At 39.4% G+C, this 17,489-nt stretch carries 18 protein-coding genes and 1 rRNA gene; 4 read left to right on the forward strand and 15 right to left on the reverse strand.

Annotation, left to right across the window (positions count from 1 at the left end; translation table 11 throughout):
• Nucleotides 1-100, reverse strand: a 16S ribosomal RNA gene (locus tag PQ578_RS17895); the annotation flags it as partial.
• A gap of 267 nt (nt 101-367) precedes the next feature.
• Nucleotides 368-1,237, reverse strand: coding sequence for a nucleotidyltransferase-like protein (locus PQ578_RS17900; protein WP_273835791.1), 870 nt, complete (start codon nt 1,235-1,237; stop codon nt 368-370).
• 268 nt (nt 1,238-1,505) lie between these two features.
• On the opposite strand from PQ578_RS17900, the gene PQ578_RS17905 reads away from it, so the two are divergent.
• A complete protein-coding gene (locus PQ578_RS17905) occupies nt 1,506-1,871 on the forward strand; it encodes a YgzB family protein (RefSeq protein WP_098446339.1) in 366 nt (121 codons plus the stop codon).
• Nucleotides 1,872-1,909: 38 nt separating this feature from the next.
• Here PQ578_RS17905 and perR read toward each other — a convergent pair whose 3' ends face one another.
• From perR to PQ578_RS17945, 8 genes are all read right to left on the reverse strand, one after another.
• The gene (gene perR / locus PQ578_RS17910; RefSeq protein ID WP_098446337.1) at nt 1,910-2,344 is read right to left on the reverse strand and encodes a peroxide-responsive transcriptional repressor PerR; all 435 of its coding nucleotides are present in this window, start codon (nt 2,342-2,344) and stop codon (nt 1,910-1,912) included.
• Between the two features lie 107 nt (nt 2,345-2,451).
• Complete coding sequence (locus PQ578_RS17915; RefSeq protein WP_273835795.1) at nt 2,452-3,006, reverse strand: cob(I)yrinic acid a,c-diamide adenosyltransferase; 555 nt, start codon at nt 3,004-3,006, stop codon at nt 2,452-2,454.
• A gap of 2 nt (nt 3,007-3,008) precedes the next feature.
• Nucleotides 3,009-3,980: a D-2-hydroxyacid dehydrogenase gene (locus PQ578_RS17920; RefSeq protein ID WP_273835798.1), complete on the reverse strand. Its 972-nt coding sequence runs from the start codon at nt 3,978-3,980 to the stop codon at nt 3,009-3,011.
• Nucleotides 3,981-4,085: 105 nt separating this feature from the next.
• Nucleotides 4,086-6,602: a glycoside hydrolase family 31 protein gene (locus PQ578_RS17925; RefSeq protein WP_273836017.1), complete on the reverse strand. Its 2,517-nt coding sequence runs from the start codon at nt 6,600-6,602 to the stop codon at nt 4,086-4,088.
• A 383-nt stretch (nt 6,603-6,985) separates the two neighbouring features.
• Nucleotides 6,986-7,456: a thioredoxin-dependent thiol peroxidase gene (gene bcp, locus PQ578_RS17930; RefSeq protein ID WP_273835799.1), complete on the reverse strand. Its 471-nt coding sequence runs from the start codon at nt 7,454-7,456 to the stop codon at nt 6,986-6,988.
• Between the two features lie 53 nt (nt 7,457-7,509).
• Nucleotides 7,510-7,941, reverse strand: coding sequence for an ion channel (locus PQ578_RS17935; protein WP_224883522.1), 432 nt, complete (start codon nt 7,939-7,941; stop codon nt 7,510-7,512).
• 52 nt (nt 7,942-7,993) lie between these two features.
• Nucleotides 7,994-8,617: a class F sortase gene (locus PQ578_RS17940; RefSeq protein WP_273835802.1), complete on the reverse strand. Its 624-nt coding sequence runs from the start codon at nt 8,615-8,617 to the stop codon at nt 7,994-7,996.
• A 24-nt stretch (nt 8,618-8,641) separates the two neighbouring features.
• Nucleotides 8,642-9,448, reverse strand: coding sequence for a DUF4397 domain-containing protein (locus PQ578_RS17945; protein WP_273835803.1), 807 nt, complete (start codon nt 9,446-9,448; stop codon nt 8,642-8,644).
• A gap of 170 nt (nt 9,449-9,618) precedes the next feature.
• On the opposite strand from PQ578_RS17945, the gene PQ578_RS17950 reads away from it, so the two are divergent.
• Nucleotides 9,619-10,164, forward strand: a complete 546-nt coding sequence (locus PQ578_RS17950; RefSeq protein ID WP_273835804.1) for an RNA polymerase sigma factor — start codon at nt 9,619-9,621, stop codon at nt 10,162-10,164.
• A gap of 40 nt (nt 10,165-10,204) precedes the next feature.
• Here PQ578_RS17950 and PQ578_RS17955 read toward each other — a convergent pair whose 3' ends face one another.
• Genes PQ578_RS17955 through PQ578_RS17965 form a run of 3 tightly spaced genes read right to left on the reverse strand, consistent with a single transcriptional unit; the run spans nt 10,205 to nt 12,791 of the window.
• The gene (locus tag PQ578_RS17955) at nt 10,205-10,990 is read right to left on the reverse strand and encodes an ABC transporter permease (protein ID WP_273835805.1); all 786 of its coding nucleotides are present in this window, start codon (nt 10,988-10,990) and stop codon (nt 10,205-10,207) included.
• Nucleotides 10,991-10,993: 3 nt separating this feature from the next.
• Nucleotides 10,994-11,785 (reverse strand): ABC transporter permease, encoded by a 792-nt coding sequence (locus tag PQ578_RS17960; protein WP_273835806.1) that lies wholly within the window; start codon nt 11,783-11,785, stop codon nt 10,994-10,996.
• Nucleotides 11,778-12,791: an ABC transporter ATP-binding protein gene (locus PQ578_RS17965; protein ID WP_098446325.1), complete on the reverse strand. Its 1,014-nt coding sequence runs from the start codon at nt 12,789-12,791 to the stop codon at nt 11,778-11,780. The genes PQ578_RS17960 and PQ578_RS17965 overlap by 8 nt, the downstream gene beginning before the upstream one ends.
• A 152-nt stretch (nt 12,792-12,943) precedes the next feature.
• Here PQ578_RS17965 and PQ578_RS17970 point away from each other — a divergent pair, with 152 nt between their 5' ends.
• Complete coding sequence (locus PQ578_RS17970; protein ID WP_273835807.1) at nt 12,944-14,233, forward strand: glutamate-1-semialdehyde 2,1-aminomutase; 1,290 nt, start codon at nt 12,944-12,946, stop codon at nt 14,231-14,233.
• A gap of 185 nt (nt 14,234-14,418) precedes the next feature.
• Entirely contained in the window at nt 14,419-15,501 is a 1,083-nt protein-coding gene (locus tag PQ578_RS17975; protein ID WP_160920692.1) for an FUSC family protein, read from the forward strand.
• A 27-nt stretch (nt 15,502-15,528) separates the two neighbouring features.
• Here the strand turns inward: PQ578_RS17975 and nikC are convergent, their stop codons facing one another.
• Both nikC and PQ578_RS17985 read right to left on the reverse strand, forming a co-directional pair.
• On the reverse strand, nt 15,529-16,428 hold the full coding sequence (gene nikC / locus PQ578_RS17980; RefSeq protein ID WP_273835808.1) for a nickel transporter permease: 900 nt from the start codon (nt 16,426-16,428) through the stop codon (nt 15,529-15,531).
• A gap of 14 nt (nt 16,429-16,442) precedes the next feature.
• Nucleotides 16,443-17,447 (reverse strand): ABC transporter permease, encoded by a 1,005-nt coding sequence (locus PQ578_RS17985; protein WP_098446321.1) that lies wholly within the window; start codon nt 17,445-17,447, stop codon nt 16,443-16,445.
• Nucleotides 17,448-17,489: the final 42 nt, after the last annotated feature.

The following is a 17,489-nucleotide window of genomic DNA, read 5'->3' on the forward strand; positions in this document are numbered from 1 at the left end:
CGCTAAGATCAGGGAGCAAGCTCCCATCTCTTCGCTCGACTTGCATGTATTAGGCACGCCGCCAGCGTTCGTCCTGAGCCAGGATCAAACTCTCCGATAGAAAGCTTAATCTAGCTTTTAAAACAATTTGCTTCCGTAGAAACAACTACTTACATGGCGTTTCGTTCAGTTTTCAAAGAGCAATCCATTTCTTTCAATGTCGTTTTCAGCGACTTTATTAATGTAACACATTAACTCGGTTGGCGTCAACAACTTTTTTAAAGTTTTTTGTTGCCGTGTTAATCTCTCGCGGCGACAAGTAATAATATACCACGGAGAAAAAATAGGGTCAACCCTTTTTTTGATATTTTTTCTCCGCGTATTACTTTTATTTGATTGCGCTGTATTCTCTAATAAATATACCAGATCCTTTTGTCTCGCTTCTATGCACTTCAACCAAACCTTTTTCAATCATATATTCTAGCAGGGCACCAAGATCTATTCCATATTCTTTAAGCTGCTCTTCTTCCATTAGTTCCTGATAAGTCCAGGCATTACTACGTTCATTCATAACCTTCCTAATATGAACAGTCGCGTTTTTTGATTTTGATGATAATGAAAAATCATTAGCAAGCAACAGTAATTCCAGGCGCTTATCAAGCGGGTCTTCCCCCGATAAGAGCTCAGTATAAAGCTTGAAAATTTCAGGTTCAATATGTTTTACCTGATTCCATACCGTAATCTCTGGATGGAATCCATGCTCAATAACTGATAAACGAGCAAGATGATGCAAAGCATGAAGAATAAAATTATAAGCGTCCATATATTGCCTCGATGCAAACAATTCTTTCCCTTCTGTATAGCGACGAATTAACCTTGCAAACTCCACGCCGATTTTACGAGTGCGCTCTTCATAAGGAAAGTCCCTGATTCTCTCTTTCACCCCAGCTATGTACTCGTTACGATCGAAAATAATTTTCCCATTAACAAGCCAAGCTACAAGACGTCGATGGCTACCCGAAATCAACCATTCATTAACTTGCTCTTCCGACACTACGTGCATGGCTGCTTTCTTACCCTCAAAATCATAATGTTTAACGAACCATGGTTTCTCATTATCTTGAACGATGATCAGTAATACTACATCAAAATTATCAGTAAGCGGATGAAAAGGCTTTGTTTTTTCAATTACTAGTACACCTAGCGTTCCTGGGTGACTCGCTCTCTCTTGATAAATCGGCCTTAAAAGATTTTCCATTATTCGATCCTCCAGAACTACTTATACTTTTGTTTCATTACAAAAATCATTTTTCTCTTTTCAGTATTATCTTAAGTATTCAACAGTCCATATTATAAATCCTGTCGAAAATTAAGCAATCCCTGAATTTGAAGTTTCACTAAGAAAACTACTCGTTCCTTCTATAGAAACATTACACTACGAAGAAATAACCTTAATCCGTTTGCCTGATAAGGAAAGTGCTTACACCTTTTGCTTATGCTATAATTGGGTGCAGGAGGGACACGCAATGCAATTAAAGTATACTAATAAGATTAATAAAATTCGTACGTTCGCGCTGAGTCTCGTTTTTATTGGAATTGCGATTATGTATATAGGAATATTCTTCAAGACTTCTGTCTTGCTTATGACCATCTTCATGCTCATTGGATTTCTTGCAACAATCGCAAGTGCTGTTGTTTATTTTTGGATCGGTATGCTCTCAACAAGAGCGATACAGGTAGTCTGTCCAAATTGTGAAAAACCAACGAAAGTTCTCGGACGTGTAGATGCCTGTATGCATTGCAAGCAGCCTTTAACTATGGACCCTGACTTGGATGGTAAAGAGTTTGATGAGAAATATAATGTAAAGAGAGCACAAAAAAGAACGCAGTGAAAAAAGAGCCTCCGCTACATAAGCGGAAGCTCTTTTTATTAATGTTTGCTTTTTTGGCAATCTGGACACTTTCCGTAAATCTCCATTCTGTGATCGCCGACTCGGAAGCCTGTTACCTGTTCCGCAAGCGTTTCTACTTCGTCCAATCCCGGATAATGAAAGTCTACAATCTTACCACAATCATCACAAATAATATGATAATGATCTGTTGTGACACAATCAAACCGGCTGGAAGCATCTCCGTACGTTAATTCTTTCACCAGTCCAATTTCCTTAAATACTCTCAGGTTATTATAAACAGTTGCTACACTCATATTAGGAAATTTTCCTTCAAGAGACTTATATATTTCATCTGCTGTAGGATGTGACATGGACTGGATTAAATGCTCCAGAATGGCATGACGCTGCGGGGTAATACGCACTCCTGAATTTTTCATTGCATCAATTGCTTCATGCAGTTTCTCTTCAGCCATTCGTCATGCACCTCGCTTTCAACAAGCATTCTTACTTTGTAATGTTTATAATTAGTGTACATGGTAAAAGAGGGTTTTGTCAATAACGGCACGTCTATGAAGGGTTCTTACCTCTGATCTTGATGAAGCACTGACTCATTTTCTCCCATATGATAGTTAATGAAACGTGCCGCAACGAATAAGAAATCAGACAGACGATTCAAAAATGAAAGAACAAGTGGATTCGTCTCTTCAACCATAGTCGTCAGACGCTCGGCACGTCTAACAATAGTGCGCGCAACATGTAAGCATGCTCCCGCTGAGTGCCCACCTGGCAAGATAAAATTATGCAAAGGTTCAAGTTGCTGCTCCCAGGCGTCGATTTGCTTTTCCATTTCATTAATATGTGTTTCTTCAATTGTCCATCCTACTTTTTTTCCTTTTGGAGTTGCAAGCTCAGCGCCAACATGGAAAAGCCATGTTTGTACTTTATGAAAAATAGACTCCCACTCTTCTTTTCCCTCAAAGTGTGTCGCACCAATATAACTTAAGGCAAGTCCAATTTGAGAATTCGCCTCATCACATGTTCCATAAGCTTCAACCCGAATATCGTTTTTTAATACTCGCTGTCCATAAACGAGGGATGTTTCCCCTTTATCGCCTGTCTTCGTATAAATCTTCAAATTTAATACCCCCTATCTGGATCAATAACATTCTTAAAATCGTTCATTCTATTTTGGTATTGTAATAAGTTATGCTCAAAAATTTCAATTGCTCTAGGTTGATAGTTGTCAGATATAGCTGAATGATGCGGCGTAACGGTTACATTCTCCATTTCCCAAAAAGGATGAGACGCATCAAGTGGTTCGTTTTTAAACACATCCAGCACGGCATGGGCTAGATGATTTTCATTTAATGCATCAATAAGATCCTGTTCCTTTACAGTATCTCCTCTACCAATATTAATAAATACGCCTGAGTCTTTCATTGCTAAAAATTGCTCTTTCTTAAAATAATTCATTGTTTCATTCGTACTAGGTAGCACACTAATAACGAAGTCACATTTTGGAAGCATTGTTAAAAGGTCTTCATTTTTATAAATTTCATCAAAGTGCTCTACTCTATGACCTGATCGATTGACGCCTAGCGTTTTTATTCGAAAAGCTTTAGCTACCCTTGCAATCTCACTGCCGATAGCACCCGTGCCAATAATTCCGATTGTACTGCCAGTGATTTCGCGTATCGGGGTTTTCTTCTTCCAAATCTTCGATGATTCATTTGCGAGAACTACTTTCGTGTCTCTAGCGACTTGAAGCATAACGGAAAGGGTATATTCAGCCATAGGTATACGATGGATACCTCTCGCATTTGTAAGAAGAATCTTTTTCTCTTTAATCGCTTTTAGGGGCATTCGTTCTAGTCCTGCTGAAAGGACCATTATCCATTTAAGTTGGGTAGCTTTCTGAATAAGAGTATCGTCCAAGTCTTCCCCATATGTAAGAAGAACTTCCGCTTCGGAAAGATACGGTTCGGCTTCCTCCATTGATGAAAAGAACTGAAATGTGATCTCTGGATAGTTTTCATTTAAGTGATCTTTAATTGTTGTTTTAAGTTTACCAGTTGATAATACCTTCATTTTTTTCACCACTTTCATCATTAAATAAACTCTTAATAAAGTATAGCTGATTTTCTCTCATCCCTTAAGCAGAAGCTCTTTTCTTCTAAAAAAAGCCAACAGGAAGAACCTGCTGGCTTTTACTAATTAGAATTTAATTTGTACCTTCTTATCTTCAGATGCAGGTACGTTTACATAAAGAATACTTTGCTTCTTATCAAAGAAATAAGATTCTTTCGTTGCTTTAACTTCTTCAAGACTTTTCACTTCTTTGTATTTACTACTAGCAGCCTGTACCTTCTTAGGCTTACTTTGATCGTGAAGTTTTAATGTGTACGAAGAAAGATCGGTTTTATAATTTTCTACCACTTGTTCATTACTAAATTCGATTTTTTTATTCTTCTTAACAACATTAAAGTTAGTTACGTTATACTCACCATCTTTATAATCTTCTGTTGCACCATCGTCCTCATAGAAGGAATAACTTGCTTCCTTTTCAAGATGGGTATCTAGAATTAAATTCTCCAGTGGAAGTTCGCCTGTATATTGCTGCACTTCACGAGTTGGAATGATGGAGTCTTGTTTTACAAATAACGGCATAGTTCCAAGATCGGCATCTCTGCTAATTGATTGACCACCGTCAAATTCTTCACCCGTCCAGAAATCTACCCACGATGCACCTTCAGGTAGGTATACATCACGTTTGTTCACACCTTCTTCTACCACTGGTGCAGCCATTAGAGATTCGCCAAACATAAACTGATCATTAATATCATATGTTTCCTCGTCTTCTTGGAATTGATAAACTAATGGCTGTTGAACAGGACTTCCTGTCTCAGCTGCATCGTTAAATGCATTATATAGGTATGGCATTAGTTTGTAGCGAAGTTCAATGTATTTCTTACTGATTTCTTCTACTTCAGGTCCAAATGCCCACGGCTCTTGTGCCTGTTCAACTTCAGACTTACCATCTGAATCATAGTGAATTCTCGAAAACGGTAAGAATGCACCAACTTCAATCCACCTTGCAAAAAGCTCTGCATCAGGGCGTGAAGCAAAACCACCAATGTCATTTCCAACAAACGGTTGACCTGAAAGCCCAACATTCATGTTCATAGGAAGAGACATTTGTAGATGTTCCCATTCACTAACGTTATCTCCTGTCCAAAGTGCTGCATAACGTTGCGTACCAGCATACATATCCCGTGTTAAAACAAACGGTCTTACATTAGGCTGATGCATTTCAAAAGCCTCATATGTTGCTTCCGCTTCATCATGTCCATAAAGGTTATGGTATTCCTCATGAAGCATTGTATTCTCGCCTTCACCAAACTGAATATCAAGTGGCATCGTATGGTATGGACCATCAAAAACAGCTGGTTCGTTCATATCATTCCAAATTCCATCGATCCCTTTTTCAAAAAGTACGTTAGAATTTGTTGCCCACCAATCTCGAACGGCAGGCTTCGAGAAATCAGGAAATGCAGATTTACCAGGCCATACTTCACCGAAGAAAGTAGTGCCGTCAGGGTTTTTAGCCCAGTAATCATTCTGCGTTCCTTCTTGGTAAATACGATAATCTTCATCATATTTTACGGCAGGATCGTTAATTGCAATCTTATGGAAATTCATGCTATCGAGCTTGTTATGAAGTTCGGGACTTCCAAAATCATCTGCCCAAGTAAACACTCGGAATTCATCCATATAATCAATATCAAAATGCATGGTATCTACAGGAATCTCTTTTTCACGATAGGTTTCTGCTACGCGTTCAATGTCTTCTGCAGAATATTGCCATTTACTTTGATGTAGCCCAAGGGTCCACTTAGCAGGCTTCTGCATTTTACCAGTCAATTCAGTATAGCGATCTAGTACATCCTGAATTTCAGGACCGTACATCATATAATATGTAAGCTCTCCGCCATCAGAATAGAAATAGTAGTAATCATCACTTTCGCTTGCCATTTCGAAATATGTTCTGTAAGTATTATCAAAGAAAATACCATATGCTTTATCATCTTTTAATCCAATAAAGAAAGGAATAGAAGTATATAAGTACTTTGTATCATTTTCATAAGCGTAGGCATCAGTATTAAACATCCCAATACTTTCACCACGTTTGTTGAAATCACCAGACTGCTCGCCAAAACCGTAAAAGTTCTCGTCTTCATTCGTTTTCTTAAAAACGTAAGGCTTATCATCTGCATAACCAGAACCATAATTCATGGAATCTTCGTTAATGACGTTTCCTTCTTTATCTAGCATCTTAACGCCAAATGGTTCTTTGTTAACCATCACGGTAATTTCATCCGTTTTAAGCATGATCGTTCCGTCTTCTTCTTTCAATGTAAACTTCGGAACTTCCCAGTCCTTCTTTGCAATCCCAGGAGAATACGTTTCCTCCTGACCGTTTTCTAGTACAGATACTTTTACAAGATCCTCCGCAAATAATCGAATTGTCGCTTTTTGTCCTTGATCAAGCTTAAGCTCAATACCATTATCTAGCTTTTTAACATCCTGTACCTCAAGCATCTTCTTTGCTTCCTGTTTATTCAACGGCTCATCCGGATGCGGTTGAGTAACGGCTAATGCTTGTGGAGCAGCTGCCGTAATGACCATTGAAAATGCAAGCGCGGAAGAAAGAACTGTTTTCTTAAATGTCATTTTCACATTCTCACCTCTTATTTTATGTTTCGCTTTAAACTATAGGCTGAGGAATGCGAGGCGTCAAAAAGAAGAAAACAACAAAATAAACGAGTCTTTTAGCACAGACATCCTGTATAGACAAGTGTACGAAAACGAATACATTTTCTGAAAGGGTTATCATACTTCCTTTTAAAATGAACCAAAGTACCCCTTTTTGTGTTAGCCACCATATTCACGCGATTTTGTAATGTTTTTGTCATATTTCTCTCGTATCTTCTACACTTTAGATTTTTAAAGACAAAAAAAAGAGCGCATGATGCGCCCTCAACTGAAGATATGATCTACTATACTCTATGTACAAAAATCTATCGAGTATAGCCAAGTGCCCTGTAGACAAACGTTTAAGATAAGTTTTCTTTAATATAGCTTAAGGCGGACTCTACGTGATCTTTCACACGGACCTTGCGCCACTCTTTGACAAGGTTTCCTTCTTTATCAATAACAAAAGTAGAGCGGACAATGCCCATGTATTCTTTACCAAAGTTTTTCTTTAACTGCCATACTTCATATGACTCTGCAGCAGAATGATCCTCATCCGCAAGTAGAAGAAACGGAAGATCATATTTATCAATAAATTTCTTATGTTTTTCGACAGGATCAGGACTGACTCCCAAGATTACTGTATCTAGTTCTTCAAATCCTTCAATGTGATCCCGAAAATCACATGCCTCCGTCGTACATCCAGGTGTCATATCTTTAGGGTAAAAATAAAGCACGACATTTTTTCCTTTGTAGTCGGAAAGAGACACAGTCTCCCCCGTGCTTGCTTCTAATTTAAAATCAGGAGCTTTTTCGCCAACTTCAATACTCATTGTTACGCCTCCTTTAATCATCTTAAGTTAAGCGTAACGAAATTCATGTTAACTTACAACTTCGAGCTTTCTCGATAATCGACAATTGTAGTGACAAAAAAAGCAGCTGGCATTAAGTAGCCAATTAATGCTTCAATAATCGCAATCCATCTCCCTATTCCAATTGGTGTAAGATCTCCATAGCCAACAGATAGAAGCGTGACGGCACTGAAATAGAGTACAGACTGAACTCTTGTAAGCGGCGTTAATGTCATGTCCGCTAAATCGACTTGTCCTTCTTGAAGAACAGGGATATCAAGTATGATTAGACTTAAATACATACTTCCAAATGCGGTAATCATCGTTAAATAGACAAGAAATAGCAGAAACATCTTATACACAGAGAGAAGACTTCCTGGTACTCTCGTTCTTTTCATGAGAGCGATCATACTTCTCCCCACACTAATAAGGGCAAGAATAATAGCACAAGTAATCAATAAGAGCATTAGTAAACACCTCATAATAGGTTTATGAGGTGTTCGTTGAATTTAGGACGAACTATTCTGAAACAAGTGTCGTGTAGACAACCATCCGCTCCTCGTGGGTTCCTGCATCTCGATCAAATGTCCCTGTACAAGTAATTAAATTGAGGCTTGATTTGGAACTTGTTCCAAATACTTTCTCGAGTGGCGCATTATTTCTAGGATAAGACTCAACAGCATTCACCTCAAAATCATACGCCAACCCTTGCTCATCCGTAACTGTAACGAGATCTCCATCTTCTAAATCTCCAAGGTGAAAGAACACCGATGGTCCAGTTTTGTTATCAACGTGACCGGCAAGGACGGCATTTCCTCTATCACCAGGTTTTGCTCCAGGCTGATACCATCCAACGTTACGTTCATCTTTTGGCACATCCATTTGCCCATCTGGTAATTGGCCCACATGCTCCACTTCTGCGTCTACATTAATAGCTGGAATGGATAATTGAGCTGGAATGATCCCTACTAACGCAGGTTCAACGGATTCGTTACTCTTAGTTAAATCTGGAGCAGAGATCAGATGTGTTTCTTCAATTTTAGGTAAAACTTCTTTCATTTCATCTGATTGATTAGAAGAAGAGGAGCAGCCTGCCGCTGCTCCTAAAAGTAACATACTTAATAAAAGCTTTTTACACGGCATATGTGCTCCCCCCTTTTCCCTTGATTAAGCTGTTTGCTTCTTACGAAGATAGATTCCAGTTCCTGCAGCTAAAATCGCTCCACCTAGAAGTGCCCATGCAACTGTGTTGGACTGATCCGCTGTCCCTCCCATACCGGTTTGCGGCATTTCTGAAGGCATATTTGTCGCATCAACCATTGGCCAAGCTTCAAGAGTTGGATCACCTTCTACAAGGCCAATAGCATATACCGAGTAAACATACCCTTCTTTCAATTCCACACCAGGGATTTCAAGAACAACATCTTCAGATCCTGCCGGTCGAACTTCAAGGTCTACTGTCATTGGATCAACTTCTGCATAATCAGACGTCGATTTGAATGCGACATCAGAGAAGAGTACATCCCCATCTTTAACTGCTACATCTACATTAGGTGCATCTGGAGAAGCATGTACAACTCTTACTTTTGCTTTACCTTCAGAAGCTTCCATATCATCATTCAGTGCCCAAAGCGAAATGCTATCAAGTTTACCGACAGCTGCAGCAGAATACTTCATTCCTTCTTCAAGTGTCACGGACTGACTAATTACTGGATCGCCTTCTCCATTCTCTCCAGCTGGGAATACTTCAATTTCATGGTCTCCGGCTGGAAGTGCCATGTAATCTGTTGCCTGCTTATATTCAGCACCTTCTACTACTGCTTCACCATCCACATACACATCAACTGCAGGTGCATCTGGAGAAGCATGGATCACACGTACCATCGCTTCGTGATTATCCGCAAACGCTGTTCCTCCAATAATTCCGAACATCATAACCATTGCAACCGCAGCTGCCATAAACTTCCTAAGCATTCCATCCACTCCCCTGATTTAATTTTTGTTATACTTTTGTACAACCTTTGTTCACTTGTTAATACGACATAATCTTGGCATTTGGATCACTTTTTTTTACACTTTTTTTGTTTTTATTTCGAATTCAAGGGAATAGAGCTACTAGCAAAGCTCGGAGGAGGAACAAACTAATGAGTAAAGGCAATTATGCGATTGCTTACTGGGATAGTGAAAACGAGGAGCATTTTAAAGTCTTTTGTATTGAAAACCATCAGACGCTTTTACGCATCGCCCGTCGCATAGTCAATGACCAGCAAATTGCCGAAGAAATCGTTCAGGATGTTTATTTAGAAGTTTGGAATAAGAGAAGCCAATTTGAGTCTGATAAAGGAAAGCTTTCCTCATGGGTAAACCAGATCACACGAAACCGAGCTATTGACCGGATTAAGAAAGAACAGCGCAATTTTAAAGAAACAGTTGTTGAAGCTCACCATTTGGTCGATAAAGAACTTTATACTCAAGATGACTTTGGAAATAAAGATATCATTAATGGAGCCTTAAATTCTTTGAATACGGAACAAAAGGAAATTCTTAAGCTCATCTATTTAGAAGGATATAGTCAAGCAGAAGTAGCTTCAAAAAAGAAGATTCCTCTTGGAACAGTGAAAAGTCGCGTTAGGCTTGGCATAAAAAAATTAAAAGAAAAGATCGATTCATCATTATTAGAACCTGTCTAATCATAAACAAAAAGTCCAGAGGGAGATCCCTCTGGACTTTTTAGTTACCTGCGCCCCTATATTTCGTGACGCCAATATTCCACATAAAGATCGCAAATCCAAAAAAGACAGCGCCCATCACTGGGGTAAGAAAAGCATAACCGTACCATTCTTCACGACCTAAGAAATAAGCAGATGGGTAAACACCAACAAAAGCAAAAGGTAAGATCCACGTTAACACAAAGCGAATGACTTTATTGTAGATATCAACTGGATATCTACCATAGTTTCCGATATTATACATCATTGGCATAATGCTTGTTCTACTATCTGACCAAAAACTGATACTGGCCAGCAAAATAAAGATCCCTGCGTAGACAAAAGCTCCGCCTAGAACCATGAAAAGAAAAACAATAGGATCATACCAGGATATGCTTAAATCAAGACGACTTCCTGCATATATCATAACAGCGATACCAGTTAGTACCCCAAACAATGATTCAAGCTCCATCCGTTCTAAAATAATTTGAAACAAACTATGCACAGGTCTTGTTAAGATTCGATCCATCTCCCCTTTAACAATATACCTTTCATTGAAATCCCAAATATTAAAGAAGGCGCCAAAAATGGCAAATGGAACGAGAAAAAAGCCATAAATAAAAATAATTTCATCCTTCGACCAGCCGCTCAACATATTTGTATGTCCAAATACTACCAATATAAAAATGAGATTGACTGCTTGAAACAATAAATCTGACATAATCTCCATCAGCATATCAACACGATAGGTTAATCTTGTTTTCATATACTGTGCTACATATAGAAAGAAAATACTCGTATGCTTCATCCATTACCCTCCCTGCACAATCAAGCGTTTTTTGGCAATGACCCAAAGCGCTTGAATTGGAAGAATCAAAATAACCGCCCAGACAAGCTGGAAAAGAATCGCTTCCCAAACCGCACTCCCAGTAAAACCTTCTGTGAAAATCATACTTGGGATATAGCTAATAGCTTGAAATGGAAGGAAGTCCATGACATTCTGCGCCCAACCTGGGTAGAAACTAATTGGAAGTAATAAACCCGAGAACAAATCGATTACAACGCGCTTTGCTCGAATCAGTCCATCGTTGTTAAAGAAGAAAAAGGTCATAACACCTGTGAGCAGATTAATTTGAGTATTAACAATAAAACTTAGAATAATTGCAACCATAAAGAACATCCACGTCGACAATGCAGCTGAAAATTCAATCGGAAAAATAAGGCTAACGATAATCATACCTGGAATTGAGAAGAAACTTAATCTAAAAATCCCTTCCCCTAGTCCTTGCATCGTCTTCATTAGTAAATAGTGATAAGGCCGAATAAATTCTACCGCTACCTTACCTTCTTTAATCTCCTGAGCTATTTCTCGATCAATGTTATTAAAATAAAAAGCTCTTGCCATCCAGGCAACCGCAACATAGGTTGTCATTTGAATCACGGATAATCCTTCAATTTCTCCTTTTCCACCATAAATGGCATTCCACAAAAAGTAGTACGCTCCGATATTAATGCTATAAATTAGAATTCCGCTATAATAGTTCGTTCGATAGGCAAGCATCATTAAAAAACGAACTCGAATCATTTCGAGATACTTACCCATTTAACATACCTTCTTCATAGATATTTCGAATAATCTCTTCCGTCGAAATTTCATGAATTTTAATATCCGTAATTCGATTTGCTGCCACAACTCGACCAATCACTTCAGAAATCACGTGCTCTTCGTTAATCACATTCGCAATCCATACGTTATCTCGGTCACCTTTTGTCCATTCTGCTTCGAGTTCTTTCAATAAAGGTTGAAGTTGTTCACCACTAACTTGTTCACCAAACTGAAATTCAATCTGCTTTCCTTCTCCCCAGTTAGAACGGAGCTTAGCAAGTTTTCCATCATAAATAATTTGTCCCTCATCAAGCATGACAACGCGATCACATAACGCCTCAATATCTGTAAGGTCATGGGTGGTAAGTAAGATGGTGGTCTTGTACTTCTCATTAATCTCCTTTAAGAAATTACGAATCTTTAACTTTACAAGGACATCAAGACCAATAGTTGGTTCATCAAGAAACAAAAGCTTTGGATTATGGAGAAGCGCCGCTGCTAATTCACACCGCATACGTTGGCCAAGCGATAATTTTCTGACAGGCTTATCAAGCAGCGGTCCAATATCAAGCGATTCAATAACGTGATTCATATGTTCGTTATACACATCATCCGGTACGTTATAGACTTTCTTAAGCAAACGAAACGATTCTTGTACGGCAATATCCCACCACAATTGAGAACGTTGACCAAACACAACACCAATGGAACGAACAAATTTTTCACGTTCTTTATGAGGGTCCATTCCATTCACCCGAACAGTCCCAGAAGTTGGTGTTAAAATGCCAGTTAGCATTTTAATGCTTGTTGACTTTCCAGCACCATTTTCTCCGATATACCCTACCATTTCCCCTTCGTTAACAGTAAACGATATATCTTTTACAGCAGAAATCACTTTATAATTACGCGTAAACAGATCTCGAAACGCTCCTTTTAATCCTGAGCGGCTTGAATGAGATTTAAAATCCTTACGCAACGACTGCACATCAATAACCTTTTCCATTCGTTATCCTCCTTTTTACACACCAAATTAGTTTACAAGAGCCACTCCTTTTAAACAACCATTGCGCTTAAGTGCAAGTGGGAATAGTGTTTTGTTCCGCTCTACTCATGCTACAATGGACAGTGATGAACAAGTAAGACTAGGAGGTTAACATGAATTTCACGAAATCAGAACAACACCATAAAGAATCACTTGATATTATGCTAGGTGGTGTGAACAGTCCATCTCGATCCTATAAAGGCGTTGGCGGAGGCACTCCCATCTTCATGGAAAAAGCAAAGGGGCCTTATTTCTGGGATGTAGATGGAAATAAGTACATAGACTATCTAGCCGCTTATGGACCAATTATTACTGGACATGCTCATCCTCACATTACAAAAGCGATCACAAAAGCTGCAGAGAATGGCGTTCTATATGGGACACCGACCGTTCTAGAGAATCGCTTTGGATCAATGCTTCAAGAAGCCATTCCTTCTCTTGAGCGCGTTCGGTTTGTAAACTCCGGTACCGAAGCGGTTATGACAACGATTCGTGTTGCAAGGGCCTATACCGGCCGCAACAAAATTGTGAAATTTGCTGGTTGCTATCATGGACACTCAGATCTTGTCCTAGTTGCTGCTGGTTCTGGACCTGCTACTCTAGGAAGTCCGGATTCTGCTGGCGTTCCAAAAAGCATTGCCAGAGAGGTGATCACGGTACCGTTTAACGACATTGAGGCTTATAAAGAAGCAATGGAAAAATGGGGAGATGAAGTAGCGGGTGTTCTCGTTGAGCCGATTGTTGGGAACTTTGGAATCGTTGAGCCTGAAGAAGGTTTTCTTGAACAGGTCAATGAAATCACTCACCAACACGGTGCTCTCGTAATCTACGATGAAGTGATCACGGCGTTCCGCTTTATGTACGGCGGTGCCCAGAACTTACTTGGTGTTGAGCCAGATATGACAGCACTCGGAAAGATTATTGGAGGAGGTCTCCCGATTGGCGCATACGGCGGTAAGCGCGAGATTATGGAACACGTTGCTCCTCTAGGACCAGCTTATCAAGCTGGAACAATGGCCGGAAATCCTGCTTCGATCTCAGCAGGTATTGCGTGTCTTGAAGTCCTCCAAGAAGAAGGGGTATATAACCACTTAGACAAACTTGGAGAACGACTTGAATTAGGCATCCTTCAACACGCAAAGGAAGCCGGTATTCAGATTACAATCAATCGTCTCAAAGGGGCTCTTACCGTCTACTTTAATAACGAGAAAGTAATCAATTACAAACAGGCTGAGGATTCTGATGGAGAGAGATTTGCACGATTCTTTAAACTTATGCTTCAAGAAGGAATTAATCTTGCCCCTTCTAAATACGAAGCTTGGTTTCTAACAACAGAACATACTGAAGAAGACATTGATGAAACGCTTGAAGCAGTAAAACGCGTTTTCCAACAGATGGCTTAATGGAAATGGATAAAGACAGAATGAAGCAACTTCATTCTGTCTTTTCTACTATCTTTGGTATTATTTGAAATAAGCCTTGCTATCCGAACCATTCCGATGTATAACTAGAACGTCTCATATGTTTAAAAGAGGAAATAGAGGTTACTCTCTATATTAATAGTATGCAATGAAAGGATAATAACAGAATGAAGTTTGGTGCCCGTATTTTTAAAACAGGGCTTGCGATTACCATCGCCTTATATTTAGCAACATGGCTTGGATTAGAGCCACCTACTTTCGCTGGTGTAGCTGCATTGTTTGCGATCCAACCATCCATCTACAGATCGTATCAAACGATTATCGATCAATTTCAATCAAACATTATTGGAGCCCTGCTAGCCGTCGTGCTTGTTCTTCTTTTCGGAAATCAGCCCATTGTCATTGGTTTAGGCGCTATCATAATTATCGCCATTAATATTAAATTAAATATTGAAAGTACAATTCCACTAGCTGTTGTAACAGTGATATTAATTATGAACGCGCCACAAGAGGAATTCATCACTTTTGCCACGAATCGATTTCTCGTCATTATGGTTGGGGTCGTCAGTTCTTTCTTTGTGAATTTGATTTTCCTCCCACCGAAGTATGAAACAAAATTGTTTCATAAAATCGTAAGCAACACTGAATATATCTCACAATGGATTCGACTTGCTACGAGGAATGACGCGGAACACAAAGTCCTTAAAGAAAATTTGATTAAGTTAAAAGAAGACACAGTGAAAAGTGATCAGTACTTTCTTCTTTATAAGGAAGAGCGAACCTATTTCAAAAGAAGAGATTTTGTAAAAGCTCGTAAGCTCGTTCTATTCAGACAGATGATCGCTACAACAGAAAAATCACTCGCTATTCTAAAAATGCTTGATCAACTTGATGTCAAGATTTTAATCATGCCCGATGAGGTAAGAAGGATGATTCAGACTCACCTTGATGAGCTGACAAATTATCACGAACGTATCCATTTAAAATATATCGGCAAAGTGAGACATCAGTCTCCTGAAGAAATGTTAAACACAGTTGGATCCGGTGAATCTACTTTAACCGAACGCTATGTTGATTTATACGAAAGTGGTGAATGTAACCGCGAACTTTGGATGACAATCTTTCCTTTAATCGGTATGATTATTGATTACAACGACCATCTTGAACACCTTGATCTGCTAGTCGATAGCTTCCATTCATATCACCAAGAAGAAAATGAAGTCGACATACAAGAGCTTCATGCCAAATAAAAAAATCAGCCGAATCGGCTGATTTTTTTATTTCTTCATTTTAGGATCCAACGCATCACGGAGACCGTCACCTAGTAGATTAAATCCAAGAACTGTTAGCATAATTGCAAGTCCTGGAAAAAACACTGTCCACGGAGCCTGGATAATGTATGAACGGGAGTCTGCTAGCATTTTCCCCCACTCAGGTTGTGGCGCCTGTGCACCGAGACCTAGAAAACTAAGCGCAGCCGCTTCTAGAATAGCAGTCGCGATCGCAAGCGTTCCTTGGACAATAATAGGTGCGAGGGAATTCGGTAATACGTGATGAAAAATGATTCTTGAGTCCCTCATTCCAACAGCCCTTGCCGCCATCACATACTCTTCCTGTTTCACACTTAACACTCTCGAACGAACAAGCCGTCCAAAGTTTGGAATATTAATAATGGCAATCGCGATCAGCGCATTTCTTAATGATGGTCCTAAAACTGCTACAACTGCAATCGCAAGAAGGATACTTGGAAAGGCAAGCATGATATCAAAGATACGAGAAATAATTGTATCTACTAATTTACCGTAATATCCCGCTACCATTCCTAGTAAACTTCCTACCGCTGCTGAACCGAGTACGGCAAAGAAACCAACCCATAAAGAAATACGTGCCCCATAAATAATACGTGATAAAATATCGCGACCGAAATCATCAGTTCCAAACCAATGACTCGCTGATGGTGATTGAAGTCGTTCACCTAATTTTTGTTCGTTAATCCCTTCAGGAGCGATGACCCCTGCAAAGATCGCTAGAAGAATGAAAAAAAGTACAATCCCCATGCCGACCATCGCTAGCTTATTTCTCCTGAATCCTTTCCAGGCTTCACGCCATGGCGATAATACTTCTTCATCTGGTTGTTTCTGAACGTTCACTTGTTTCTGCGGAGAAATTTCAGCCATTTTAGAAGCCCCCCTTAGTTGTATTTGATTCGAGGATCAATTGCAGCATAAAGCAGATCGACAATTAAATTAATAAAAACAAAGATAACTGCAACAATGAGAATACCTGATTGAATGACAGGGTAATCCCTGAAATTGATCGCATCGTAAATATAACGGCCGATTCCTGGCCATCCAAAGATTGTCTCAGTCAGAATGGCACCCCCGAGAAGTAACCCCATTTGCAGACCAATAACGGTTAGAACGGGAATAAAAGCATTTTTCAAAGAATGTTTATAAACTACCCAAAACATTTTTGTTCCTTTTGCACGTGCTGTACGAACGAAATCAGATCGCATAACCTCAAGCATGCTTGAGCGTGTCATTCGTGCAATAATAGCCATTGGAATCGTACCAAGAGCAATCCCAGGTAGAATCAAATGCTTAATGACTTCAACAAATTGATCCATTCTACCCTGAAGTAAGGTATCAATAAGATAAAGATGAGTAATGGCATCTACAGGATTTCTCACATTTTCGCGACCCGTTGATGGAAGCCATCCGAGTTCAAGAGAGAAAGCCCACTGTTCCATCAACCCAAGCCAGAAAACAGGCATGGATACACCAACTAGCGCTAATACCATAGCCGTGTAATCAAACCATGAGTTTTGGAACCAGGCACTAATGATCCCTGCATTTACACCGATAAAAATCGCAATAACCATCGCAACAAGCGACAGTTCAAGAGTAGCAGCAAGATATGGCCAAATTTCCCCACTAATATCTGAACTTGTCCGAAGAGAAGTACCTAAATCTCCTGTAAATAAGTTTTTAATATAATCGATATACTGTAGATACCACGGCTGATCAAGACCAAGCTGTTTTGTTAAACTTTTTATTGCTTCCTCTGTTGCCTGTTGTCCTAAAATAACCTGTGCTGGATCGCCAGGAATGGCTCGAATCATAAAGAATACAATGAGTGTCATCCCAAACAATACCGGGATGAGCATCAGCAGTCGTCTAACTGTATAAGCAAGCATCTACTCACCTCTTCCATCTGTAAAAATCATGTCGTCATAATA

This window comes from Guptibacillus sedimenti, from assembly GCF_028610665.1.
Lineage (GTDB): Bacteria > Bacillota > Bacilli > Bacillales > Guptibacillaceae > Guptibacillus > Guptibacillus sedimenti.